This window comes from Niabella aquatica (assembly GCF_054779315.1).
This window is the reverse complement of sequence record NZ_BAAGYM010000003.1, coordinates 344,068-367,629: the sequence shown is the minus strand read 5'-3', so window position 1 is coordinate 367,629 and position 23,562 is coordinate 344,068. Positions and strand designations below refer to the sequence as shown.

At 43.8% G+C, this 23,562-nt stretch carries 18 protein-coding genes; 5 read left to right on the top strand and 13 right to left on the bottom strand.

From position 1 onward, the window contains the following. The first annotated feature begins 260 nt into the window (after positions 1–260). On the top strand, positions 261–758 hold the full coding sequence (locus ACYVBM_RS03205) for a hypothetical protein (RefSeq protein WP_460684170.1): 498 nt from the start codon (positions 261–263) through the stop codon (positions 756–758). A 218-nt stretch (positions 759–976) separates the two neighbouring features. Here ACYVBM_RS03205 and ACYVBM_RS03200 read toward each other — a convergent pair whose 3' ends face one another. From ACYVBM_RS03200 to ACYVBM_RS03190, 3 genes are all read right to left on the bottom strand, one after another. Further along, on the bottom strand, positions 977–3,133 hold the full coding sequence (locus ACYVBM_RS03200; protein ID WP_460684169.1) for a PspC domain-containing protein: 2,157 nt from the start codon (positions 3,131–3,133) through the stop codon (positions 977–979). A 23-nt stretch (positions 3,134–3,156) separates the two neighbouring features. Next, entirely contained in the window at positions 3,157–3,489 is a 333-nt protein-coding gene (locus ACYVBM_RS03195; protein ID WP_460684168.1) for a PadR family transcriptional regulator, read from the bottom strand. Positions 3,490–3,839: 350 nt separating this feature from the next. Further along, on the bottom strand, positions 3,840–4,037 hold the full coding sequence (locus ACYVBM_RS03190; RefSeq protein WP_460684167.1) for a hypothetical protein: 198 nt from the start codon (positions 4,035–4,037) through the stop codon (positions 3,840–3,842). Between the two features lie 101 nt (positions 4,038–4,138). On the opposite strand from ACYVBM_RS03190, the gene ACYVBM_RS03185 reads away from it, so the two are divergent. From ACYVBM_RS03185 to ACYVBM_RS03175, 3 genes are read left to right on the top strand one after another with little or no spacing between them, the layout of a single operon-like run. Continuing rightward, positions 4,139–4,840: a DUF1003 domain-containing protein gene (locus ACYVBM_RS03185; protein WP_460684166.1), complete on the top strand. Its 702-nt coding sequence runs from the start codon at positions 4,139–4,141 to the stop codon at positions 4,838–4,840. A gap of 53 nt (positions 4,841–4,893) precedes the next feature. Next, positions 4,894–5,871, top strand: coding sequence for a 2-hydroxyacid dehydrogenase (locus ACYVBM_RS03180; protein WP_460684165.1), 978 nt, complete (start codon positions 4,894–4,896; stop codon positions 5,869–5,871). Between the two features lie 19 nt (positions 5,872–5,890). Continuing rightward, a complete protein-coding gene (locus tag ACYVBM_RS03175; protein ID WP_460684164.1) occupies positions 5,891–6,559 on the top strand; it encodes a YceH family protein in 669 nt (222 codons plus the stop codon). Between the two features lie 70 nt (positions 6,560–6,629). Here ACYVBM_RS03175 and ACYVBM_RS03170 read toward each other — a convergent pair whose 3' ends face one another. The 6 genes from ACYVBM_RS03170 to ACYVBM_RS03145 form a co-directional block, all read right to left on the bottom strand. After that, positions 6,630–7,619 (bottom strand): FAD:protein FMN transferase, encoded by a 990-nt coding sequence (locus ACYVBM_RS03170; protein ID WP_460684163.1) that lies wholly within the window; start codon positions 7,617–7,619, stop codon positions 6,630–6,632. 253 nt (positions 7,620–7,872) lie between these two features. Further along, positions 7,873–10,062: a PepSY domain-containing protein gene (locus tag ACYVBM_RS03165; RefSeq protein ID WP_460684162.1), complete on the bottom strand. Its 2,190-nt coding sequence runs from the start codon at positions 10,060–10,062 to the stop codon at positions 7,873–7,875. A gap of 51 nt (positions 10,063–10,113) precedes the next feature. Then, positions 10,114–10,593: a DUF2271 domain-containing protein gene (locus tag ACYVBM_RS03160; RefSeq protein ID WP_460684161.1), complete on the bottom strand. Its 480-nt coding sequence runs from the start codon at positions 10,591–10,593 to the stop codon at positions 10,114–10,116. 202 nt (positions 10,594–10,795) lie between these two features. Then, positions 10,796–12,289: an ankyrin repeat domain-containing protein gene (locus ACYVBM_RS03155; RefSeq protein ID WP_460684160.1), complete on the bottom strand. Its 1,494-nt coding sequence runs from the start codon at positions 12,287–12,289 to the stop codon at positions 10,796–10,798. A gap of 210 nt (positions 12,290–12,499) precedes the next feature. Continuing rightward, complete coding sequence (locus ACYVBM_RS03150) at positions 12,500–13,927, bottom strand: hypothetical protein (RefSeq protein ID WP_460684159.1); 1,428 nt, start codon at positions 13,925–13,927, stop codon at positions 12,500–12,502. 24 nt (positions 13,928–13,951) lie between these two features. Then, positions 13,952–16,396 carry a TonB-dependent receptor gene (locus tag ACYVBM_RS03145; protein ID WP_460684158.1) on the bottom strand — a complete coding sequence of 815 codons (2,445 nt, stop codon included), beginning with the start codon at positions 16,394–16,396 and terminating at the stop codon, positions 13,952–13,954. Between the two features lie 404 nt (positions 16,397–16,800). Between ACYVBM_RS03145 and ACYVBM_RS03140 the strand changes: the two genes are divergently transcribed. Next, complete coding sequence (locus ACYVBM_RS03140; protein WP_460684157.1) at positions 16,801–17,883, top strand: helix-turn-helix transcriptional regulator; 1,083 nt, start codon at positions 16,801–16,803, stop codon at positions 17,881–17,883. A 126-nt stretch (positions 17,884–18,009) separates the two neighbouring features. Here ACYVBM_RS03140 and ACYVBM_RS03135 read toward each other — a convergent pair whose 3' ends face one another. The 4 genes from ACYVBM_RS03135 to metE all read right to left on the bottom strand — a co-directional run bounded on the left by ACYVBM_RS03135 (position 18,010) and on the right by metE (position 23,557). Continuing rightward, positions 18,010–18,660 (bottom strand): tetratricopeptide repeat protein, encoded by a 651-nt coding sequence (locus ACYVBM_RS03135; RefSeq protein WP_460684156.1) that lies wholly within the window; start codon positions 18,658–18,660, stop codon positions 18,010–18,012. Positions 18,661–19,067: 407 nt separating this feature from the next. Continuing rightward, positions 19,068–20,195 (bottom strand): hypothetical protein, encoded by a 1,128-nt coding sequence (locus ACYVBM_RS03130; protein ID WP_460684155.1) that lies wholly within the window; start codon positions 20,193–20,195, stop codon positions 19,068–19,070. A gap of 48 nt (positions 20,196–20,243) precedes the next feature. Continuing rightward, complete coding sequence (locus ACYVBM_RS03125; protein WP_460684154.1) at positions 20,244–21,200, bottom strand: methylenetetrahydrofolate reductase; 957 nt, start codon at positions 21,198–21,200, stop codon at positions 20,244–20,246. 50 nt (positions 21,201–21,250) lie between these two features. Then, positions 21,251–23,557 (bottom strand): 5-methyltetrahydropteroyltriglutamate--homocysteine S-methyltransferase, encoded by a 2,307-nt coding sequence (gene metE, locus ACYVBM_RS03120; protein ID WP_460684153.1) that lies wholly within the window; start codon positions 23,555–23,557, stop codon positions 21,251–21,253. Positions 23,558–23,562 lie beyond the last annotated feature (5 nt).

Below are 23,562 nucleotides of genomic sequence, written 5' to 3'. Positions count from 1 at the left end.
ATGCGCAGGTGTGATATGCCTGAACAGGTGCATTTTACATGATTGCAAATACACCTCACCCCAAGCCTCTCCAAAGGAGACGGGTTGTACGCACCAATCTTTGTGTATTTCGTTTTTAGAAGCAGATGTAGTCTCCCTTTCTTTGGGAGAAGATTTTGCTGGATGCGACAGTTTGGAATATACTGCTGAACCTGCAATTAAAGTTTTTATACAGCATAAGACATACCTTTACGGCGTTAATTTATTAAAATCCTATTTCTATGAACATGAAACAACTGCTGTTCGCTGCTGCTGTAACGCTGTTTTTTGCTGATGCCCGGGCGCAGCGCCACGACCTGGAGGCCCAACAGTTCCGGAGAGATTTTGTAAGTGTAAAAAAAAGGAACGTGAATGGCCTGTTTACCAACGGGGAAAAGCTATCTACTGTTTTTAATGAAGAAAAGTATCTTAGGTTTAGAAATATGCGTAATGGCGGAATAGCACTGACTTTTGTTGGTGCGGGGCTTATTACTACGGGAGCCTTATTGATTGCATCGGCTGAAGACGAGAGGGATTACGATTATTACGCTGATTATAATAATGATCGTAAGGAGCGCAAAGTTATAGCCGGTGTATTCTGCATTCTTTTTGGTACGGTTTCTACCGGTGGGGGCATTACCATGTGGGTAATAGGGAATAATAAGATGAAGAAGTATGGCGGTGGACAAGTGTCTGTACAGCCGGCTAAGAACGGGCTGGGAGTGGCCTGCCATTTTTAAAGGTGATCGTAGCCCAAAACCTTTTTTAATTCCGGCTCCTGCTGGTGAGCAGTCACAGGTTTGTAACCGGCCGGTACCCGTACAGGTAGGGTCCATATCATGGGATGCTTTAAAGATCAGGCTGTCCAGCTTCTTTATTTCCTGGTACAGCGGCGATAACCTGGCTACTGCCTTGGGATATAAAGAGCAGCAGGGCCCGCTGCATAAAACAGATTTTATTACTCCAGTTTCTTTTTCAGCGCTTCTATTTCCTTTTGTTTTTGTTCTAATTCCCTGATTATTTCCTCTTTGCTTTTATTTTGCGAAGGGCTTTCGTTATAATGATAAACATGTGTTGTATCAATAGCTGCAGGTGGCAGCGGAGCAGGTGTTGGTATAGCAACTGCGGTACTGTCTGTACCATTAACACCGTTCCACCTGTAATTATCGTTTGCAGCAGTGCCACTGGCAGGGCTTACTATATCTTTGCGATCGTCTTCACTTTTCAGCGATCCATCGGCCTGCATGATATAATCTGTGTTAGACCGGTATCTTTTCATATTATGGGTCACATATCTTGAGCTTCTTATTCGCCTGCCGCCATTATTAAATTCAAGATCTATATTGTTGAGCTTATCAAAAACCGATTCATCAATATTTATTTTTTTACCTGCCGGAACGTGTACCAATACCAAAACATTCTGCCCGCGGTATTTGCTGCTTTTATCTATTGCAAAACCCGGTGGCAGGTCCAGTACGCTGTCGGCCTGGCTTACCCTGTATACAATTTTTTTGGCGCGGGCCAGCGCGTCGGCATCTGTTTTGCCCATAGATTGTTTTACAATGGTAACATGGTACAGGCTGTCATCGCTTTTTTTAAAATCGATATTGATGGAAGACAGCTTTAAAGAATCTGCTGTAAGTGTAAAGCCTTCCAGGTCACTCTGGTTATCATTCAGCCATCCGAAATTGCCTTCATGTACCAGTTCCGGCTCGCTTACCTTGAAGATCATTTTGCCGTTTGCAGGTTGTTGTATAAGAACCTGCTCTTCTGCCGAATCGTATCTTTTAAAGTCGTTAGACAGGCTGGCCAGGAAAAACATCAGGCATATCCAGCCTATGGTCCAAAGTCCGCCGAAGGTCCAGTTCAGGTAGTTACCGGGAGTACGTACATTTAATATTCTTCTTACCAGCCATATGAGCAGGCCCACGATAGGTGCTCCAAAAAACAGGATCAGGGTGCCCCAGCCCAGCATTTGCTGGGTTTCGCTGGTCCATAGAAAATTATTAACGGGTGCCCATGCAAAGCCGCTGAATAAAAAAGTAAGGAACAGGGCGAGCAGCGATACTGCAATAATACCTCCTATGATCACAAAAAAGGCTTTAAAGATCATGGCAAATACATAGCCGATACCGCGATTGCGCTGTGCAGGAACATAGGTAAATTGCCTGGGTGGCTGACTTGTTGCAAATTCATTGGCTTTCTGCCCCAGTCTTTCTGCGGCATCTTTTACTTCCCCGCTCCAGTTCTGTATACGCTGGTTAAAATCGCCCATTGAGCTCTGTACTTTTTCCCTGATGCTGTTTACGTCAACATTTTTTCCCCTCATTTCCATTTTCTGGTAGGGGGTAAGTGCTTCAGGCAATACGATCCATAAAACAATATAAATAAAAATAAAAGTGCCTGTAAGCCCGCTGAAAATGAGGTTCGGGAAAATATCAAAATCATTCCCAAAAACATTAACGCCTTTTAAAATACTTAGCAATAAAGGAATGGCCAGTATCCCGCGGATCGTATTGGGATTGATATTGAAATAAGCGCCCATACCACCAGCTACACCGCCAAACCATTTATTATCCGGGTCGCGAAACATTCTTTTGCCCTTATAAACATTCATATTGCGGGCGGGCAAAAAGATCCATAGCGCTATGTAAATAAAGATGCCGGTACCAAATCCACCAAACGAAACAATAGCAAACAGTACCCGTACCACGGTAGGATCAATATTCAGCCAGTTGGCGATGCCGCTGCACACGCCGCCGAGTATTTTATTATTTTCATCCCTGTACAGCCGGCGTTTTTCAGTAAACGTAAAGTTGGGCGTATAGCCGCTTTGCGCTTCGGCATTATCCTGCGCGGCAAAATCTTCCGGGCGGCCCAGGGTGGCGATCATCTCTTCCACATCCGCATCTGTAATATGGGCGGCGCCTTTACGGATCTTTTCGCTCATCAGCTCGGCAAAGCGGGCTTCAATATCTGCCACGATCTCATCCCGCCCTTCCTCATTTTTAAAGTACGCGCGCAGGCTGTCGGTATAGGCCTTTACTTTTTCATAAGCAGCATCTTCAATAGCAATGCTCCTGCCGCCTAGTGTTATATTGATTATTTGCTTCATGATATATAGTTTGTTGGTAATGTTTATTTTGATGCGTTGGTTAATGTATTTACCGCTCCCGAGAGCTCATCCCAGGTTTGTTGCAGCTCCTGGTAAAAATTATGCCCCTTTTCTGTGAGTGAAAAATATTTGCGGGGAGGGCCGCCGCTGCTTTCTTCCCATCGGTAAGTTACCATTTCAGCGTTTTTAAGCCTGGTAAGCAGCGGGTAAAGCGTGCCTTCCAGTATATGTAAACCCGAGCTTTTCATTTCTTCCGCAATATCACTGGGGTAAGCCTCGCCGCGTTGGATAACGGAAAGGATGCAAAACTCCAGTATCCCTTTCCGCATCTGGCTTTGTGTGTTCTCAATATTCATCTGCTTTCAAATAGGATACAAAGATATGGGCAGCCATAGGTAGTATGCAATACAAAGTACTGTACATAGTAGCGAAAACTCGGTAAATGGCGGAAAACGAACGGCGGATAGAGCCGCCTTACACGCTCAGGTAGATGCAAAGCCTCCAACTTGCCTTGCCGCAGAAACGCGTTTGAAAGAAATATAAACTGTTTTCAACAAAAGATATGACGGGAAGATACCTTAAAAACAGCACCAATCACCCGTTCCTGCCAGCGGAGCATTTTTCCTGGTTGCGAAGATATAAAACTACCACCAGACAGGCAGGTTGCAGTCTTGTGCGCAGATCTCCGACCGGCATTCTATACTGTTTAGCCTTGTTCTGTCTTGATGTTATAAATTGAGTGCAGCACCTTTTTATGTAGCGTATTTTCGGGGCGCGCTCTTATGGCAATTCTTTTGAAATGTTCATTATCGGCTCTTGGCGGTTCACCGCTTTCATTTTTTATAACCGGCGGCGAAAGGGTTACGCATTCTATGAATGGAACAGTAGAAATTATTTTGTACATTAGTTTATTACTCGGCTTCAGTTGCTGGCTGACGCTTCCTCCATGTACGTCCGTCTGCCAGGCCTGAAACCATTAACAGCTATTTTAATTGAAACCCGAACATGAAAATTAGTCAGATATCTAAAAAGGAAATTATCCAAGGAGAAGAAGTGCCGGGCTACGACATCAGGGAGGCGATCTTTGAATTCATCAAAAAAGACTATCCCGGTTTTACCCGGGATCAGTACATTTCGTTTGCAGAGCTAAACAGGTACCGGCGCCTCTACCTGACCTATTTGATCGAAGAGGAAAAGGGAGAGCTTGCTACTATTGACAGGGATGTTATGGATGCTATTAAAAATAATTCCATACTCTCTGAAAATATTCAGGATGAAATGGAGAAGGATCTGACGGTGGGGCAAATAATCGCGGATAAGGTTGCTGCATTTGGTGGCAGCTGGACCTTCATCATTATTTTTTTTCTTTTTATCCTGGTTTGGATGGCCATAAACATGTGGATCTTAACTAAAAAGGCTTTTGATCCTTATCCCTTCATTTTATTAAACTTAATCCTTTCCTGCCTGGCTGCCATCCAGGCCCCTATTATTATGATGAGCCAGAACAGGCAGGAAGAAAAGGACAGAAGAAGAGCGGAGCATGATTATAAAATAAACCTGAAAGCAGAGCTGGAAATCAAATTGCTGAGTGAAAAAATAGACCATCTTTTAGTGCATCAAAACAAAAAGCTCCTGGAGATCCAGGAGGTTCAGACCGATTATCTGGATGACCTGATGAGAAACAGGAAAGAGCGAAACGATCAATAAACCCACAAACTGCTGCTGTGTTTTTAGTACTGTTTTTATATTTCAAAAAATAAATGATGAAAGTATTTGTAACAAAACCAATTCCTGAAGCGGGTATTAAAATGATGGAAGACGCGGGCTGTGAAGTTACGGTCTATAACGAAGCAGCGCCTTTGCCTCAGGAAAAGCTGATAGCACAGTGTAAAAGCTATGATGCTTTATTAAGCGCGGGTTTTAATAAAATAGACGCCCGTTTCCTGGATCAGTGTAAACATTTAAAAGTAATATCTCTTTTCTCTGTAGGTTATGATAGTGTGGACATTGAGGCCGCAACGAAACTGAAAATACCGGTTGGCAATACGCCTGATGTCTTAAGCCGGGCTACATCAGATGTGGCTTTCCTGCTAATGCTGGCTGTAAGCCGGAAAGCCTTTTATAATTACAGTAAAATACCGGCCGGCAAATGGCAGGGCTTTGAGCCTGTTGCAGATCTGGGTCAGGAGCTTTATGGCAAAACGCTGGGTATATTCGGGCTGGGTAAAATTGGCTTTGAACTGGCCAAAAAATGCAGGGCTGCTTTTGACATGACGGTCATTTACCATAACCGAAAACCCAATACAGATGCAGAAGCGGCGCTCGGCGCTGTCTATGTGAGCTTTGATGAGCTGCTGGCCCAAAGCGATGTGCTCTCGCTGCACGCTAATTTAACCGGTGAAACAAAAGGGATCTTTAATAAAGAGGCTTTTGCCAAAATGAAACCAATGTCTATTTTCATTAATACCGGCAGAGGTGGATTGCACAATGAAGCAGATTTAAAAGAAGCGCTGGACAACGGCACCATCTGGGGTGCAGGACTGGATGTGACCAATCCTGAACCGATGAATAAGGACAACCCATTGCTGAAAATGCCTAATGTTTGTATTTTGCCACATATTGGCTCAGCCACGCAGGAGGCGCGCAATGCCATGGCGGTTATGGCTGCAAAGAACGTAATAGCGGGCCTGGAAGGAGCGCCGCTGCCGGCTATTGTAAATCCTGCTGTATATCATTAAAAGCGTATTTTTACCCTGTATGGAATTAAATGAACTCAAGTCCCTGCCCGTACTTGACAGTGAAGAAATACGGGTATTGGGCGCATTGATGGAAAAGTCGAAAGCGACGCCGGAATATTACCCCATGACCTTAAACGGGCTTACTGCGGCCTGCAATCAAAAGTCATCACGCAACCCTGTAGTGAATTATGATGAACAGACCGTAACGCTATGCCTGGACCGGTTAAAGCGCAAAGGACTTGCTGCTACCGTAACAGGAGGAAGCAGCCGGGTGGTTAAATACAGGCACACTATTGCACTGAACTATGAGTTTACGCCTGACGAGTTGGCCGTATTGTGCCTGCTCTTTTTAAGAGGACCCTTAACACCGGGAGAGATCAACAGCAATTCGGGCAGGTTATACGGGTTTGACGACCTGGCCGAAGTACATACCGTACTTGATAAATTATCTGCTGCTGAAACGCCTTTCGTTAAACAGCTGGAACGCCAGCCTGGCCAGAAGGAAGCGCGCTATATGCATTTATTTGGAGGCGAAAGTATCCTGGAGGATTATATTACAGAACCGGCACCAGCTACGGCTGTACCGCAAGCCCGTAACAATTTAGAAGAGCGGCTGGCCGTTGTAGAACAGGAGCTGGCTGCTTTAAAAGAAGCGTTTGAAAAACTAATGAAGGAGTGGATGAGTTGATGAATGTTTTTATTGATGTTTCATGCGCACAGGGTTCTGAAATGGATGAGATTGTATGGCTTTTGTAACATTACTCTTCTATACGGTACTTTTTCAGGTCAAACCCGCGGCTTGTAATATATCTCCCCTTATCTGTAATCATTAAACATGTATAAGCCGGGTATTTTTTAAGCAGCTGCAATCCCGCTTTTCCTCCCAATACCATAATGGAGGTACTGAGCGCGTTGGAAAATTCTGCATAGGGGCCCATAACAGTTACACTTACCAGTCCGGTTGCCGGATAACCGGTTGCGGGGTTAATAATATGGGCGTATCTCTTGCCATTGATCAGGGCATATTTTTCATAGCTTCCCGATGTGGTAATAGCTCCCTCAACCGGTATGGCGGCGATCAGCTCCCCGCTGTTAAAAGGGTCATTAACGCCGATGGTCCAGGGGTGACCATCAGGATGTTTGCCCCATGCCTGTATATCTCCGGTAGCATTTATGATGCCGGCTGTTATACCTCTGGCAATCATCATATTGCGGCATTTGTCAGCAGCATATCCTTCACCCAAAGCGCCAAAGCCTATTTTCATGCCTTTGTGTTTCAGGAAAATGGTAGCGCTGTCTTTATTAATGATAATATTTTTATAGCCCACTTTTTCCCGGGCTTTTTTTACAGCTTCCGGTGAAGGCATTTCGGTCATACTGCCGTCAAACTTCCATATCTTTTCCATCGCAGCAAAGCTGATATCGAAAGCGCCGTTAGTCAGTTCCGATATTTTAATAGCACGCTCAGTCAGCTCCAGAATTTCTTTATCTACTTTAACAGGTTTGATTCCGGCATTTTGGTTAACGAGTGAAACCTGTGTAGTAGGTTTCCAGTCGGATATCAGGTATTCAATCCTTGATATTTCAGCAATTACCGTATCAATGTTTTGATTGGCTGTCTGTGAATCTTTAGCAACGATGGTAATATCAAAACGGCCGCCCATCAGAAGTGCATCGCGTGTAACGCTAACCTGTGCCCCTGTAACAGTGAAGCTGCATGATATTATTGCCAGGAGTAATATTCGCATAATAATATTGTTTAAAATATTTCGGTGGGTATGCCTGCCCCGTTTCAGGCTCATTCAACATAAAAACGAAGGTCATGGTGAGCCTGACGGACCATGATCCGATTGTAAACCTGCTCTTCGTCACCGCCTGGGCTGGATCCAATCGGAATAACGATACTTATTTGTCATTTTAAAGAACTTAATTTCCCCATTATTGAGACCTCATCAGGGGCAACTTTACTTGTATTGACTACGATCACTTAAACGACGCTTGTCAATAACAATCTGTAAGTATTTGTCCTTTTTCTGCAAAGTGTGCAGGAGTGCAAAGGTTATATTTTTCGCAGATATCATCCAGCACTTTCATTACATCATTTTGCATGGAAAGCGACCCGCATATCATCATCGTGTGTCCACTTTGCAGTGCCTGGCCTATAGCTTCGCTATTTTTTAATATACGATGGCTTACATATTCCCGTTCCGCTTCGCGGGATAAAGATAAATGGATATGGCGAAGCTTTCCCTTACTGATCTGCTCCTTTAAGAAGGGCTCATACAGGGTAAAAGATGATTGCCTGCGAAAACCGCAATAGAGGAGCACCGGTACCTTATTTTTATTTTCATTAATCATACCCAGGAACGGGGCAATACCTGTTCCGTTCGATATCATTATGACCTGTTTTACCCGTTCGGGAAAACGGAAATGCAGGTTCTTTACCAGCTTCGCTTTAATGGCCTGTCCGGATTGCAGTGTGTGTAAAAAGCCCGACCCCAATCCATGCTCGTGCAGCTTTACGCTTAACTGTATTTCATTATTGATCTTCCCGATGGAATATAACCTTTCCCTGTGATCGTTTTTCGGATAGATCGCTAATAAATCGCCTGAAACCGCTTCTTTAAATTTCCGGGATTTGAACCTGATGATAAAGGTATTTTCGGCATCGTTAGCGGTTTTTTCAGTAACGTACAGTTTTTTCAGATCGTGGCGGGCAGGTTCAAGCAGCTCGCGCGGCATCATCATCTGGTAACCCGTTTGCCGGGTCCATGTGGTAAGCCATGCGCTGAAATCCTGGGGGGACTTATCATTAACCGTATGAACCGGCATAAGCGATTTTGCCCATACTGTTTCTTGCAGCAATCTATCGGCGTCATAAGCAAACTTGCAGTAATGCAGGTAGCTTCGGGAACCAAAACCTACTATAGCGTAAGGTATAGTTTGCTGTTGCGGGTACTGTTTTAATTTTTCTGTAAACTTTTTGGCATTAGATGGCGGATCGCCCTGGCCATAAGTGCCGGCCATTATAATAAGGTGCTCTGCTTTTGGAAATAATGTGTAATTGCTCATGTCCGTAAGGAACACTTTTACCCCATGCTTGATAAGCTGGCTGTAAACCGCATCGGCAAATTTAAAAGTGCCGCCGTTTTCAGATCCGACCAGTATCACCAGGGACGCTTCTGTGGCACTGAATTTATTTTTGGACCGGTTACGCCTTCTTTTTAAAGTAATGGCGAATCCCGAATAAATAAAGAAAAGAACATAGCCCGATGTAATGGCCATGATAATGGCCCATATAGTGCCGGACCGGCCGGTATGCCAGCGAAGGCTGAAGTTTGCCAGCTGGTAGATTTGGGTATATGGTACTTCCGCCAGTATATCGCCCGTAAACTGGTTAATGCAAATCTCTTTATCCTTTAGCTGTACATTATAATAGTCTTCGGGAAATTCAGAAAAGGGATATTGCAGCTTCTGAAGATGGGAGAGGGGCGCTTGCTGAAAGACTGCAAAAGTTTTTAATTCTTTAACAGGCTCCTCTTTAATATTGGCTTCATTGATCTTTTCGCTGGCTTTTGCCGGTAGCGGAACAAACCGGTACACGGCCAGGTAAGCACCGGTAAGGGCTAATGCTAAAATGAAAAAAAGTGAAATGCGGCCGAATACTACATGATAGTATTGTGCCCACCCCGTTTTTTCTACATGGGAGAAAAAATTTTTCCAGCCGTTCTGCCTTTGCACCACCAATAGTATGCCCGAAGCAGCAATAAGGATGAGCAAAAAAGCTGAAACACCCACCAGTATCCTGCCGGTTTCTTTTAAAAACAACGACCGGTGCATAGCGGTCATCCATTGAAAAAGCGGATGCTTTTCTTTAGGTACGCCCAATATTTTACCGGTAGCAGGATTTACATAAGCCTGTTTATCGCCACCTTCTTCTTCCGAATACTTTATCAGAACAAAATCGTTATCGTCTACTGTTATTTCCTGTATGCCGGGAAATTTTTCTTTCAGTAACGGAACAGATTGTGCAAGGGTAATGGTATCAAACCCATCGGCTTTATAGCTTTGAGATTTTTCTATAACCGGTTCAAACGCCAGAAAGATACCGGTAACCGATGCTGCTATCAATAATAAAAAAGAAGATATAGCCAGTGCCAGGTGACTATATCTCCAAACTGAAATAATCATTTGTTATAAAAAGGCAGACCTGTACGGTTTACAAAACCTTACAGGTCATTTTTAATTTCCACTGAAACGCACATACCTGATATAGCCTTTGCCATCTGTTTTAGCTGCAAGTCCTGCAGTAGTAAGCGGCACTTCCACATCTTTTACATGATATTTTTGCTCTTCCACCGCGCTTTCAAAACGCAGCTTATAACCTGCATTGATCTTTGCTTTATCAATTTCAAGGGTAACAACGGCCCGGTCGCCACCGCCTATTGAAGCACCGGTTACGGCACTGATTTTCTCTTTGGTCCGGGTCTGAAACTGATGCCATTCTTTTAAGGTGTTGAACCATTGCTTGTCAGGCCCGAGCACCGAAAGTGTTTTTTCATATTCTCCTTTGGGATTGATCAATGAAACAATTACATAAGCTTTCTCTCCCTGGTAGCTGACCATCTGGATCATGCACTTGTATTTACCTGTTTGGGCAAAAGAGGGTTTGGCAAATAAAAATAAACAGGCTGCCAATATAAACGTTACGGGTACTTTCATGCGTATACTATTATAATTAAAGTTGTTTAAACTATGATGCAAATTGTATGTCAGGCTGTCCCGATAGCTATACGGGATGACGAAGCTTCTTTGTGGGGAAATGCATCTTTCCTCTACAGTTCGTCAAGCTCACTGTGACACCAGGACGACATTTTCACGACAGCGCACGGCCAAGTTAAAAGATCTAAACAAGCTTATTTGTCTATTTTAAGAAATCGACAGCAATATTATTGCTTTTCAAAAAATCGTTTTCTTTTGCCAGGTCATAAGCCGTTTCGTCGAATTCGGTTTTTAAGTCTTTTTTCGCTCCTGATGCGATTAAAGCTTTTAATACCTTATCATCCTTAGCGATCAACGCCGCTTTGTGCAAGGCTGTAGCACCTTCTTTGTCCTGTGCATTGATATTGGCGCCCAGTTCGGCCGCTTTTTTAATCAGGGCAGCATTTTCTTTGGCAACGGCCAAATGGAACAGCGAGCTTCCGTCTCCCTGCGGTGCAGTTACATCAAGACCATTGCTTTTTAGTACCACCAGCTTATTCGCGAAATCATTGTCTTGCGGGCCACCCGCCCGGCCTTCCCTGAACGAATTGAACCAATGATACGCCAGGTTGCGTCCGTCTTTATCTACTACTTTAATATCAGCGCCATTTTTCAATAATAAAGCAACCACTTCGGCCGAGCTATTGGCAACAGCTTTAGTCAGTGCCGATTCGCCTTTGTCGTTCACTGCATTAATGTTGGCGGTTTTGGCGATCAAAGTAGCTACTAACGCCGCATCCCTGCCATTGGCGGCATTTATCAGTACGGTATTTCCTTCGTTATCTTTTTTATTAATATCCACACCTTTTGAAAGGAAATAATTAATGATCTCTGTATTAGGACGGCGTACCAATACGTGCAGGATAGTAGCGCCATCTTTAGTATAAATGGCTTTGGGATCCAGCTTCAGTTTTTCGACTAAGTACTGGTAGGTGTCGATACCGTTTTGCGACATCCTGGAACCCTGTGTGGCAAAGAAAAGTGCATTGTTGGTGGGTTTTATCCCTTTTTCGATTAATTTTTCGATTATTGCTTTATTACCCAGCTTGGCTGCATAATCAGCAGCAGTGCTCCCATAGTCATCTGTATCCGTGTACAATAAACCTTTAGATACCAAATAATCTGATATCGTCAAGTCATTGTCCCTGGGTATTGCCAGTAATAATAATGTAGCACCATCCTCATTTTTTTGTTTAGGGTCTACGCCTGCCTTGATCAGGGCCTCGTAAATGGCGGTGTTTTTATTGCCGTTCATGGCCGCATTGGCTATTACGGTGTATCCGTGACTGTCGGACAGATTCACATCCGAACCCTTTTCGATTAAGTAGGTAACCAGGTCGGTATTTCCTCTTGCTGCTGCCCAGTGCAAATAAGAGGCACTATGATGCGTTTTTTTGGTTACGCTATTACCTTCCTGCTCTATCATGAATTTAATGGTTTCCAAAGGCGCATCATTCAAGATGGCTCTGGCAGCAGGATCCCAGGAAGCCGCATCGGGTTGTGACGGGCTGTTGCCTTTGGCAATTTCTGCTTTTACCTGTTCTATAGTAGGCTTGGCCTTCCAGAAGTCAGCGCTCATCAGGGTATTGGTACCCGAAGGCTGCGCTACAGCGCTACAGGATGTAAGAACTAAAAGTGCGGTTGCTATATGTTTCATTTTGAGAATTTAGATATTAGACGATAGTATTTAGATAATAGAAGTTAGATGTTTTCAGTATCCCTGATACTATGAACCTCCCCGGCAAAATTAAAAATTTAACAATGGTAGCATTTACGAAATGCGGAAATTATACTAAGATCCATTCTTTATAAAAGACAAAGAAGCCGGTGATAATGCGGCCTCTTTGCAGTTATTATTTTTATGATATTAATAAGCGCCGATAAAGAAACTGTTAGAAGCATTTTTCAGCTTAGCGCCTTTTTTAACCTCTTTAGTTTTCCAGTTAATGACGTATAAGTTGCCATCTTTACCATTTGGAGTCATTGGTACATATACATAATCGCCTGCAACACCAATATTCTGGAACTGACCAAATGTACCTGTTAAGGCTGTACCGCCATTTTGAGCAGCAGTAAGTCCGGAAAACCCTGCATCAGTTTCAATATCTATAGCCAGTTTTGTAGCAGTTTTTGCATTGAGATCGACAAGAGCAATATAACCCCCGGCAGTTCCTGATCTTGTATACAAAACTACACCAACGCCGTCTTTGATATAACGGAAAGCCCTGATACCTGCATCACTGATCCCCAATGCAGTGTTCAAACTAAAGTTATAGCCGTTATCATAGTCGTTAGTTGTTTTGCTGATACGTAATATCTGATGTCCGGAGCCCATGCTGGTTGCAGCCTGGTAAATATGTTCATCAGTACCTACATATTGCGTCATGGTACGGTAAGAAAGGTTATCGGTGTTGGCCACAGTAGATGTAATTAACTTCGGATTTCTCAAAGAAGGGTAATCCAAAACCATTGTTGTGGTTCCCAATGTTCTGTTAGTAGTGGTTGCCCAGCCGGTAATAGCGCCGGTATTTGGATTTCTGGTTACTGTACCGTTAAGATCGTGCCTGCGAATACCTAACCCGATAAAAACCTTATCCCTGGCCTGGTTCAGCACCGGTACGTCTGCACGCCATACATGGTAGCCCTGGCCTTCGAGTTCTGCTCCTAAGTCAATATCAACGCTGCCGGTATTGGTAATAGCTGTATTGTTCAAGTCTAAATTAGCAATACGGATCTTACCTTTGGGGTGCCTGTATTGGAAATTAGGAGCGGTTCCTGTATAAGGATCCAATGCTTCACCGAAAGATACGCCAACGCCAATGCCTTCTGCAGCTTTTACCCAACGCGGAGAAGTTCCCAGGATAACTGCAGTATTTAATTCGTAGCCCTCCTCTTCATATTTTCCTTCGCCAGACACTTTATATTTGTTAAATACACCACCTTCTGTACCGGTATACTGGATATTATATAAATATTTGCCATCTTCAGAGGCCTGTACACGGGCTGTCCTTTTAGATTTCAATCCGAAACCCACAACATATCTGCTCCCGTCCATTTTAAATAAGTCTACCTCATAATTAGGGTTAGCGGCGTTTTCAGGTGTTATAGCATAAGCTAATGTACCTCCATCGCCCGCGCTGGTGCCCTCCGGGTAAGCGCCGGTAAGCGTAATCCAGCGTATGTCGTCTCCGCCGGAAGGATTAGGATCTACATTAGTATCTTTACTGCAACTGGTCAGCGACAGGCCGGTTATTACCGCACCGAACATGGCTGTTGTAAATAGTTTTTTCTTCATCGTATTCATATTTATTTTCTGATTTTATAAAAATTTGCTAAGTGTATAATTTAACTTGAAATAGATACCCCTGCCGGGTTTTTGTACCATGAAGTTGTCGTATATCTCTGCATTGAACATGTTTTTAACGTCAATACTGGCTACGAGCTTTTGATTGGGAAAGCGATAGCTTACACCGATATCATGTACAAATTGTATGGGTGTTTTAGACCATTCGGGCTGCCCCCAAACCACATAGTACTCTCCAACAAAACCTGTATTGTAATAGAGGTTTAAAATAGACCGTTTTTGAAAAATGTTATTCAACCTGTATTGTACATTGCCATTCACTGTAAAGAAGGGCTCATTGGGTATTTGCTGGTCATATAAACTGTGCGCATTGCCGGCCTGATCCATTTCCTGTTTAAATAAATTATTAAACCTGGAAAAGTTAAGGGCTGCATTTATACGATTGTCATACACGTAAATAACTTCAGCTTCCACACCTTTAGCCTGTGTTTTCCCAAGATTAATATACCGGGTAGTTTGAATATCGGCGTCTGATTCCTCATCAATTTCGTTTTCATCCACTACCTGGCGGGTAATTTTATCAAACCCGTTACGCCAAAACGCGCTGGCATAAAAAGAGACTTTGTGTTTGTCAAAATCCAGGGCACCCCAACGAAAACCAAGATTCCAGTTTACATTTTTTTCAGGGTTTAATTGCAGGTTGGGCAATATGTTCGTTTCCGGATCGCCATATAGCTGTATTTCGCTGGGCATTATAAAGCCGGTTTCAGTAGAGGCAATAACAAACAGTTTGGAAATTACATTATAAGACAAGGTAATTCCATAGCCAAAATTCCCGGCATTGGTAGTCGTATCTCTGCGAACGATAGTGTTCTGGTCGTTTACCCTAACTATTTGGGGTTTGATCTGGTGAGTACGGTTGTGAGTGTACTTTCCAAGCAGGTTGGTTCTTAGTTTATTATTAAACGTCTGTGCTTCGTAATTTAAAGACAGAATATTTTTTGCAATAGTGCTTACTATAACCAGGTCCTTATGAATAGGATTCAGCAGGTCGTTATCATCCCTGTTTGTGGTTTCAAATTTGTGGTTTAAAGATATGCGGTGCCCGGGAGAAAGGGTATAGCCCAGGTTAGAGCGGATATTGATGATTTCCCGGTCGATGCGAGTGATGGTTTTAGCGCCCTGCTGCCCTCCCAGCGTAGTACGGAGCGGCACTCTTTCGCCAAACTCTATCACTTCTCTAACCGTTCCATCCCAGTTATAGGCATAGCCTACGGTATCCTGAAGATAAGTGCTTCTGTTACTATATACAGCATTGACGTTTAACGCAAGACCATCTGCAAACAGGTTACGCTTATTATAGTTCAGACTAAACACATGTGCATTGGTTTCGGTAAAACGGCCTACATAAGGTGTGGCCATAGTAGTGCCATGCGGTATTTCATTATAGTTGTCTGAAATATTATATCCCAGGAAAAACAAGTCGGCCCATTTTACATCGGTAAATCCTGCTTCAAAACGGCCTCCTATTGATTTGTACGCGTCATTGAATCTTTTGGCTCTGTAAGGACGTGTTATCTGTTGCAGATGGTTTACGTATGTGGTCGATCTGCCCCAGGTGGTAAAACTGTTATCGGTATAAGTGTAGAATCCGGATGCCCGTGCCGAAAGACCGGTCTTCTTATCGCGAAAAGTGGCTCCTATATCTGAATTAAAAGTATTGAATGATCCATAAGATGTGGCCAGCGTAACGTTATTTCTTGATGCATCTTTTTTCAGCACCACATTAATGGCTCCTCCTACATAATCTCCTGTTAAATGCGAAGGCAATACTCCTTTGTACACCTCAATACGTTCTATCATAGCAGGGGGAATATTATTTAAGTTGAAAGACTGCCCGTAAGTAGATACTTCAATACCGTCCAGGAACAAACCAATGGTGCTTCCCGACATGCCATTCAAATTATATTCTACCTGGGAGCCTACTCCACCATTCTGACGTACCCGAACGCCCACTGCCCTATCCAGCAGCTCGTTAGTTGTGAGGTTTCTCAATGATGCTTCTTTTGTTTCGATAATCGCAACTGCAAATCCCTGTATTTCTAAAGAGCGTTTTTTGGTTAAGGTTTCCACAGTAACCTCTTCGAGTTGTTCCTGTGTTGGTTTTTTTAAACGAATATTGAGTATAACTGTTTTGGATTCAGTTACGTTAATTTCAGTCTCCTGGGATTCATATCCCACCATGGAGCAGGTAATTTTATGTTTCCCTTCCGGGAGCTGCAACGTATAGCTGCCTTTGGCATCGGTTACAGTTAATGTGGATGTTTCAACAACACCTACAGTAGCTTTTTCAGCCGGGCGGCCTTTTTCATCTGTTACGATCCCTTTTACCACACCCTGAGTTTGCGCTGTTATATCACTGTTCAGAAATATGCCAAAGCAGGTACACCCTATCCACAAGATTATTTTATTGCACGCCATTTATTATCAATCACCGATTTGCTTAAAGAATAATTATAAGGCTTAAAAAAGCAGGCAGGACCCGTTCCCGAAACCGGAACACCCTGTTTTCAGGCTGCAAAATTCTAACAACCTGTTAACTGTAAACGGAAATAGAATAACGTAATCGGGAATTTACTGTCATGTTTCTGTCAGAACAGGAAAAAATTACGCATTTCGTAAGCCGATTAGTTAAATAAACCGGATTTTTGCATGAGAAGGGTACTTATTTTAACTACAGGAAGGTCAGGCCTTTAGTAAGCGCTAATACTGTACGGTCCCACTTTAGCAGTTAATCGGATAAGTATATTTTTGAGCTCTTCAACAGTTTGTTAATAATTATTTATAAACCTGATGTAGTTAGAATGGCGGATGCAGTGCATAGCAATACATGTTCCTGTAAAAATTTATTGCCCGGAGAAGCGCAGGATATTATACCCTACGTTCGTTTATTTCAAATGGGCGACCATGAAATCGAAGAATCCGGAACCAGCGATCAGCGTAATCCGTTAAAATATAGCTATTACGAATTTTTATCGAAAGGATTACATTTTATACGGGTTACAGGCAATGATGACAGGATAGAACAACACGCTTCTTTTAAGAGCGCTCAGCCTTATATCAGCTTTGTATTTTCTTTTAATGGCAGGAGCCTGTTCATTAATAAAGCCAAGAACAAAGCCTTTGCAGATATCAGGCATAATCAGAATGGACTGCTTTTTATCAGTAACCAGGTTTTTGAGAGCCAGTGGGTAGCAGAAACGGGGGCCGAGCTGTATGTTATTAATATGACGGTGGAGTACTTTAAGCGTTTCTTGCCGAGACACCATCCTTTATTTGAAACTTTTGCGAGCAGCCTGAAAGAAAATACACCGGTACTTTTAAATGAAAGGGCCATAGAGGTTACGCCGCGGATGAGATCCCTGTTGTACGACCTGTTTCAGAGTGAGCAGAAGGATCATTACAAAAGGCTCTACATGAAATCGAGGTTTATTGAATTGCTGATGTTTCATTTCCAGGAGTATGAGACTGTGTATAGCAGCGCCGGGGCTGCAGTAAGCGATAATAACCTGGTGAAGATGTACGAAGTGCGGGAAATTATTAACGCTAATCTTACCCAACCCTGTACGCTTGTAGACCTGGCACAGCAGGTGGGCACTAACGAATGTTATCTTAAAAAGCATTTTAAGCAGGCTTTTGGCACTACGGTGTATGGGTATTTGCATAAGCTGCGTATGGAGCGCTCAAAGGAAATGCTATTGAATGAGAACCGTAAGATTGCAGAAGTAGCCAAATTATCAGGCTATAAATACGCCTCTCATTTTACCACAGCATTTAAAAAATACTTTGGCTACCTGCCTAACCAGATCAAGCTATTGTTCCTCCCTCTTTTTAACAATACAGAATTAGCTTGTAGTATAGAAATGCTATACTGCTTCCCTGTATAAAAACGACCGCCTATAGACGGCAATTTTAAAATGGGAGTTGACTGTTTGTCTTTGCCGGAAGCTAAAAAAGCTTTAAGCCTTGTGCCTTTGGCTTCCTGTTGCAACTAATGTACGTTCGGCCTGACATTATCCCGGCATCCTTGAAATATACTTGCCGATCTCCTTTAATTGGTCCACTATCTGCGGTGTGGCAGGATTGCAGGCTTTTGCTTTCCGGTAAAAATCTTTTGCAGCACGAAACTCACGCTTGTTCATCATAATGCTGCACATCTGCAGGTAAGCAGCCGCTTCGTTCTCTTTATCCGGGAGTCCTTTCCTGATAGCCTGCCGGATGTAGCTTTCCCCCTGCTTTATATTGCCTTTCTGCATAGCCAGCATACCCATTTGCAGCATACTTGCCCCTTCGGCCTCTTTCATAGGCATGCCCAGGTCAAGCCCTTTCTTCATCATGGTTTCAGCGCTGTCAAAATCCTGTTTGCTCATGGCAATATTCCCTTTAAGAGTGTAATAAACAGAGCGGATGGGCTTGTATAAAAGATTGGGGAATTTAATGGAGTTCAGTACTTTTTCAGCACCTTCCATATCGCCGTTCTCCATATGCTCCTGGATCAGCCTTAACGGTCCGAAAAAGAAATGGCTGAAAATAAGGATGGCCGCGATGAGGTATAAGGGGAAGGCTGGCCAGAAACCAGCACTGAAATTGGTAAATACACCCAGCAATATCAGTATAATACCAATAATAAACCTGTATCTTATCAAAAAAGTATATGCTTTCATTCGTATATTCTTAATTTTTTCAACGCCCCATTTTACAGGCGCTTTATTTAATGTGATTCCTGTTTTTGGGGCAGGCAAAGATAAGGGTTATATCGAATGAGGAACACCCTCCGGTACCTGGGGCATAACATTTTTTGAATGTATGTTTTATCACAGAAAAAGCGGAGGAATCATAATACTGTACATGCTGAGGGTATACCCGGCTAAAAAGTTTTCAGTGTATGCTGTGGCTTCGGTGAGTGATGCTCAGGTCAGCCCCTATACCTTTATTTCTCACGGACTGCACAGAAGATCACAGAAGTATGGCTGTATATTCTCAGTGAATCGCTATGGGTCTTGAAATGTTATGCACCTCGTGCCTATTGTGCGGGCACCTCTTTGGCGGTACATTTTTTTTGCATAAAATCTTACTGCAGGCCTGCTTCCAGTGAAAGCGTGGTAAGGTCCTGCTTGATCATTTTTACATAAGATTCTATCTGGTCGTACATCTTAGCCCGGTTATACAGCTCCTCGGTTCCATACTTCCCCTTATCGCCCAGGTACAGCAATTCGAATGTTTTTAGATCTTTCTTACTGGAAACGTCAACCTGTTCAAAGCCTTTCCAGCGTTCAATTATTTTTTCTCTTAAAGAAAGTCCTGCATTATCTTCCGGCTTTTTATAATTAAGATAATACCAGATAGAAGAAGGGAAAATATCTGATTCGGCATTCCCGTACCAGATATCCTTTAATGCGTTGCGCGGGTGCAGCAGTTCGGTTGTTTTATTATTTTTCAGGATCAGCAAGCCTAAAACAGCTTCCGTAATACCTGTAGCAATGCCCAGGTAATCGCCGCTGTTACCGGCTTTTTCGCTGGCCGATAATATGCCGGAAGCCACCCCGCCAATAGCGCCTACCCCAATAGCGGCTACAGTAAGCCTGGTTTCGCGCTGCTTCTCTTTTCCTTTTAAAAAATCGGCCACCTGCGTAATACGCTCTTCCTCGCAATCCAGCTCCGATGCAAAAGAAGATATTTCCAGCGATGCCTGGTTAATGCGTTCAGAAAGCTTCATGGCAAGCTCCAGCTTTTGTAAACGGTTCTCTGTTGTAGGGTAAAGGCCGTAAGTGTTTTGTATATCTATGTATTGTTTCAGCAGTTCCATAAAGCTAAAGGCGTTGGCAATGTTTAAGCTTGACGGGCTGAAACGGTTGGAAAGAACAGTATCAACCTTTAGCTGATGGAGTGGCTGAGGTTTTGTACGTTTAAAATCGAAGGTATTTACCTGGTGGCACGAAATCAGGTTGGCATAATTACTGACCTGCACTTTTTTGCCGGTGCTGCAGGAATTGAATGAAACGATAGCAACACCCGGCAGGATAGCAATAAAAAAATAACGGCAACAGTATAAAAACCCGGTGAACATATAGCGCAAATATGCTATAAATATCGTAAATGCGGGTAACATCACCGGGAAGGGCGTATAAAATTTTCCGGCAGCGGCAGCGCTTCCATCATAAGTGCCCCATCCGCCGCAGGCCGACCTGATGGGTGCCATCAAGAATCAGAAAAATCTTATGTCCCACGGGCACAGGACCGTCTTAGTTTATCCCGGCAATATTAGTTTAGCCGTTTCACGGATGCCTTTCTGCTCCAGCATTGCCCCGATTTTATTTACCATATAAACAGACGCTTCTATTTCCTGCTTCCTGATCGCAACACTTTCTACATTAAAGCCAAATGGCATTGACTGCTCCATACAAAAATCAGTAAGTGCTGATGCAATGTCCAGGCATACCCTTACTGATTTTTCCAGCATATCATCTGAATTTTTAAAGGTTTCCTTCAAATCATCCGGTATATGAATCCCCAGCCATTCCATAAACTTCAATGTTTTAAGTGAACCGCAGGCCGAAAGCGTAAAGATGATCGTTGGTGCCGGCACGCGCTCTTTTTTACAGGTATGTACAAGATCCTCAACCACCTGCTTCGCGTAGTCAACGTTAAAAACGCATTGTGAAATAAAATAGGAGACCCCGCAGCTTACCTTTTCAAGAATACGTTTATCCTCGTCTTTGAGCTCCGCATGCCTTTCAGGGATGGTTACGGCTCCTATTACAGAAGTGTTTTTTTGCTCCCTCCAGATCTGATAGGCATCTTGCAGGGTTGATTTAACAGGATAGTCTGGCGCAGGCAACCCCACAAAAACAGGGTAAAAGCCATGCTTTTGCAAACGGTTTAGCCAATCGTGCAATTCTTCCTTCGAGAACTTTCCTGCCGGGCGGTAGATAATTTTATCCACATCCAGCTCCTGCAGGTAACGGCTTGCAAACTCAAAAGGATCGAGTGCTTTAAGAAATGGAAACGGCCTTTCTTCGCTGGTACGGGCCGACTCATCCTGCACATCATACACGATCAGTGCGTCGATATTTAACTGTTTCAGCCGCGATATTGTCTTGCCTGCGATCTCCGCAACACGCTCAGGGCTTGTTTCAGATTTGGGGGGTGTGATGCCGTACATCAGGATACCGGACTGGCCGGTTTTAACTTTATCTACAAACATGATTAAACTTACTTATATGCAGCGGGTGGTTTTGCCCGCTGCAATATAAATTAAACCGTAACACCACTGTTTATTTTTTTACGGGCCTGTTTTGCCGCTGCTACCATATTTTCCAAAGCAGCCTTTGTTTCCGGCCATTTGCGGGTTTTCAAACCACAATCCGGGTTTACCCATAAGTTGCGTGCAGGAAGCAAAGCTGCTGCTTTCGATAAAAGTGAAACCATTTCTTCTATACCGGGTACACGTGGCGAATGGATATCATACACCCCGGGGCCTATTTCATTCGGATACCTGAAGTGTGCAAAGGCCTGCAGCAGCTCCATTTGTGAGCGCGAAGTTTCGATAGTAATCACATCAGCATCCATTGCAGCAATATGTTCAATGATATCGTTGAACTCACTATAGCACATATGTGTATGCACCTGCGTTCTGTCGTCTACTCCGCTTGCAGATATACGGAAGGCTTTTACTGCCCAATCCAGGTAATGAGGGCGCTTCGCTTTCCGGAGCGGCAATCCCTCACGAATGGCTGCCTCATCGATCTGTATAATGCCGATACCTGCTTTTTCCAGGGCCAGCACCTCATCACGGATAGCCAGCGCGATCTGGTTGGTGGTAACCTCGCGGGGCTGATCATCCCGTACAAACGACCACTGCAATATGGTTACAGGTCCTGTCAGCATACCTTTCATCGGTTTATTGGTTTGTGCTGCTGCAAAGCTGCTCCAGCGGACCGTCATATCCTTTGGACGGCTTATATCGCCATAAATAACAGGAGGCTTTACGCAACGGCTTCCGTAGCTTTGAACCCAGCCGTTTTTAGTGAACAGGAACCCTTCCAGCTGCTCTCCAAAATATTCCACCATATCATTTCGCTCAAATTCGCCATGCACCAATACATCCAGTCCTGTCTGTTCCTGCCAGCGAATAGCGTCAATAGTGGCCTCTTCTATTGCCTTTTCGTATTGTTCTGTAGTAAGATCTCCTTTCCTGAATTTGGCGCGTAACTGGCGTATATCGTCTGTTTGTGGAAACGAGCCAATGGTAGTGGTAGGGAAGGCTGGCAGATGAAAACGTTCGCGGTGCAACTGCTGGCGTACGGCGAAGGCACTTTTACGTGTAGCGTCTGCTTCTGTAATAGCAGCAACACGGTCTTTTACTACCTGCTTATGAACCTTAGCGGAAGAGCGCCTGCTTTCAATGGCTTTTTTATTGGTTTCCAATAAAAGCTCATTACCCGCTGCAATTTGTTTCAGCTCCTGTATTTCAGTTAATTTTTGTTTAGCAAATGCCATCCAGTTTTTGATCTCCAGGTCAATAGCTGTCTCTAAGTCCAGGTCTATAGGGCTATGCAGCAACGAGCAGGAAGGAGCAATAATCACCCGGTCGCTGCCCAGCTTGGCAATAGCTTTGCTGATAAGGGCTATCGATTGTTCATAGTCATTCTTCCATACGTTCCGGCCGTCCACCACACCTAATGAAAGCAGGAGGTTGTCAGGCACCAGGGCCAGCACTTCGTCCAGTTGCTCCGGCGCCCTTACCAGGTCAATATGCAATGCCGCTACAGGGAGACTTAAAGCCAGCGGCGTGTTATCTGACAATCCTTCAAAATAAGTAGCTACCAATAATTTTATGCCGGTAACTTCAGCGGCAATAGTGCGATACGCAAAACCGAACGCTTCTTTTTCCTTTTCCGACAGGTCTAAAGCAAGGAAGGGCTCGTCTAACTGTATCCAGGTAGCGCCCTGCTGCTTCAGCCGGTTAATAATTTCAATATACACCGGTACCAGTTGTTTAATAAGGTCGATTCTTTCAAAACCGCTTTCTTTTTCTTTGCCCAATAAAAGATAGCTTACCGGGCCAACCAATACCGGTTTGGCTTTTTCACCAAGCACCTTTTTTGCAGCCGTATAGTCGTTGAAAACTTTTTCAGAGGTGATTGTAAAGCTTTGCCCGGCGGTAAATTCAGGAACGATATAATGATAGTTCGTATCCAGCCATTTGGTCATTTCCATAGCCGTAATATCTAACCCATCTTTCTGATAGCCGCGGGCCATTGCAAAATAAAGGTCGGTTGCTGTATGGGTTGTAACCTGGCTTAGTACAGGAGCATAGCGCTCTGGGATGGCGCCGAGTGTTAAGCTCAGGTCCAGCACCTGGTCATAAAAGCTAAAATCATTACAGGGAATAAGGTCAATTCCGGCTGCCAGCTGGGTTTGCCAGTTTGCTTCTTTAATTGTGAGGGCAACTTTATTTAATTCGGTAAGGTCGATTTTGCCTGCCCAATACTGCTCACAGGCTTTTTTGAGTTGTCTTTGGCCACCAATACGCGGATAGCCCAGGTTTTGCGTCTGCATTTTTT

Bases quoted from the DNA above. Each gene is read 5' to 3' on its own strand.
- ACYVBM_RS03205 (WP_460684170.1), top strand. From the start codon at position 261: ATGAACATGAAACAACTGCTGTTCGCTGCTGCTGTAACGCTGTTTTTT.
- ACYVBM_RS03200 (WP_460684169.1), bottom strand. From the start codon at position 3,133: ATGAAGCAAATAATCAATATAACACTAGGCGGCAGGAGCATTGCTATT.
- ACYVBM_RS03195 (WP_460684168.1), bottom strand. From the start codon at position 3,489: ATGAATATTGAGAACACACAAAGCCAGATGCGGAAAGGGATACTGGAG.
- ACYVBM_RS03190 (WP_460684167.1), bottom strand. From the start codon at position 4,037: ATGTACAAAATAATTTCTACTGTTCCATTCATAGAATGCGTAACCCTT.
- ACYVBM_RS03185 (WP_460684166.1), top strand. From the start codon at position 4,139: ATGAAAATTAGTCAGATATCTAAAAAGGAAATTATCCAAGGAGAAGAA.
- ACYVBM_RS03180 (WP_460684165.1), top strand. From the start codon at position 4,894: ATGATGAAAGTATTTGTAACAAAACCAATTCCTGAAGCGGGTATTAAA.
- ACYVBM_RS03175 (WP_460684164.1), top strand. From the start codon at position 5,891: ATGGAATTAAATGAACTCAAGTCCCTGCCCGTACTTGACAGTGAAGAA.
- ACYVBM_RS03170 (WP_460684163.1), bottom strand. From the start codon at position 7,619: ATGCGAATATTACTCCTGGCAATAATATCATGCAGCTTCACTGTTACA.
- ACYVBM_RS03165 (WP_460684162.1), bottom strand. From the start codon at position 10,062: ATGATTATTTCAGTTTGGAGATATAGTCACCTGGCACTGGCTATATCT.
- ACYVBM_RS03160 (WP_460684161.1), bottom strand. From the start codon at position 10,593: ATGAAAGTACCCGTAACGTTTATATTGGCAGCCTGTTTATTTTTATTT.
- ACYVBM_RS03155 (WP_460684160.1), bottom strand. From the start codon at position 12,289: ATGAAACATATAGCAACCGCACTTTTAGTTCTTACATCCTGTAGCGCT.
- ACYVBM_RS03150 (WP_460684159.1), bottom strand. From the start codon at position 13,927: ATGAAGAAAAAACTATTTACAACAGCCATGTTCGGTGCGGTAATAACC.
- ACYVBM_RS03140 (WP_460684157.1), top strand. From the start codon at position 16,801: ATGGCGGATGCAGTGCATAGCAATACATGTTCCTGTAAAAATTTATTG.
- ACYVBM_RS03135 (WP_460684156.1), bottom strand. From the start codon at position 18,660: ATGAAAGCATATACTTTTTTGATAAGATACAGGTTTATTATTGGTATT.
- ACYVBM_RS03130 (WP_460684155.1), bottom strand. From the start codon at position 20,195: ATGGCACCCATCAGGTCGGCCTGCGGCGGATGGGGCACTTATGATGGA.
- ACYVBM_RS03125 (WP_460684154.1), bottom strand. From the start codon at position 21,200: ATGTTTGTAGATAAAGTTAAAACCGGCCAGTCCGGTATCCTGATGTAC.
- metE (WP_460684153.1), bottom strand. From the start codon at position 23,557: ATGCAGACGCAAAACCTGGGCTATCCGCGTATTGGTGGCCAAAGACAA.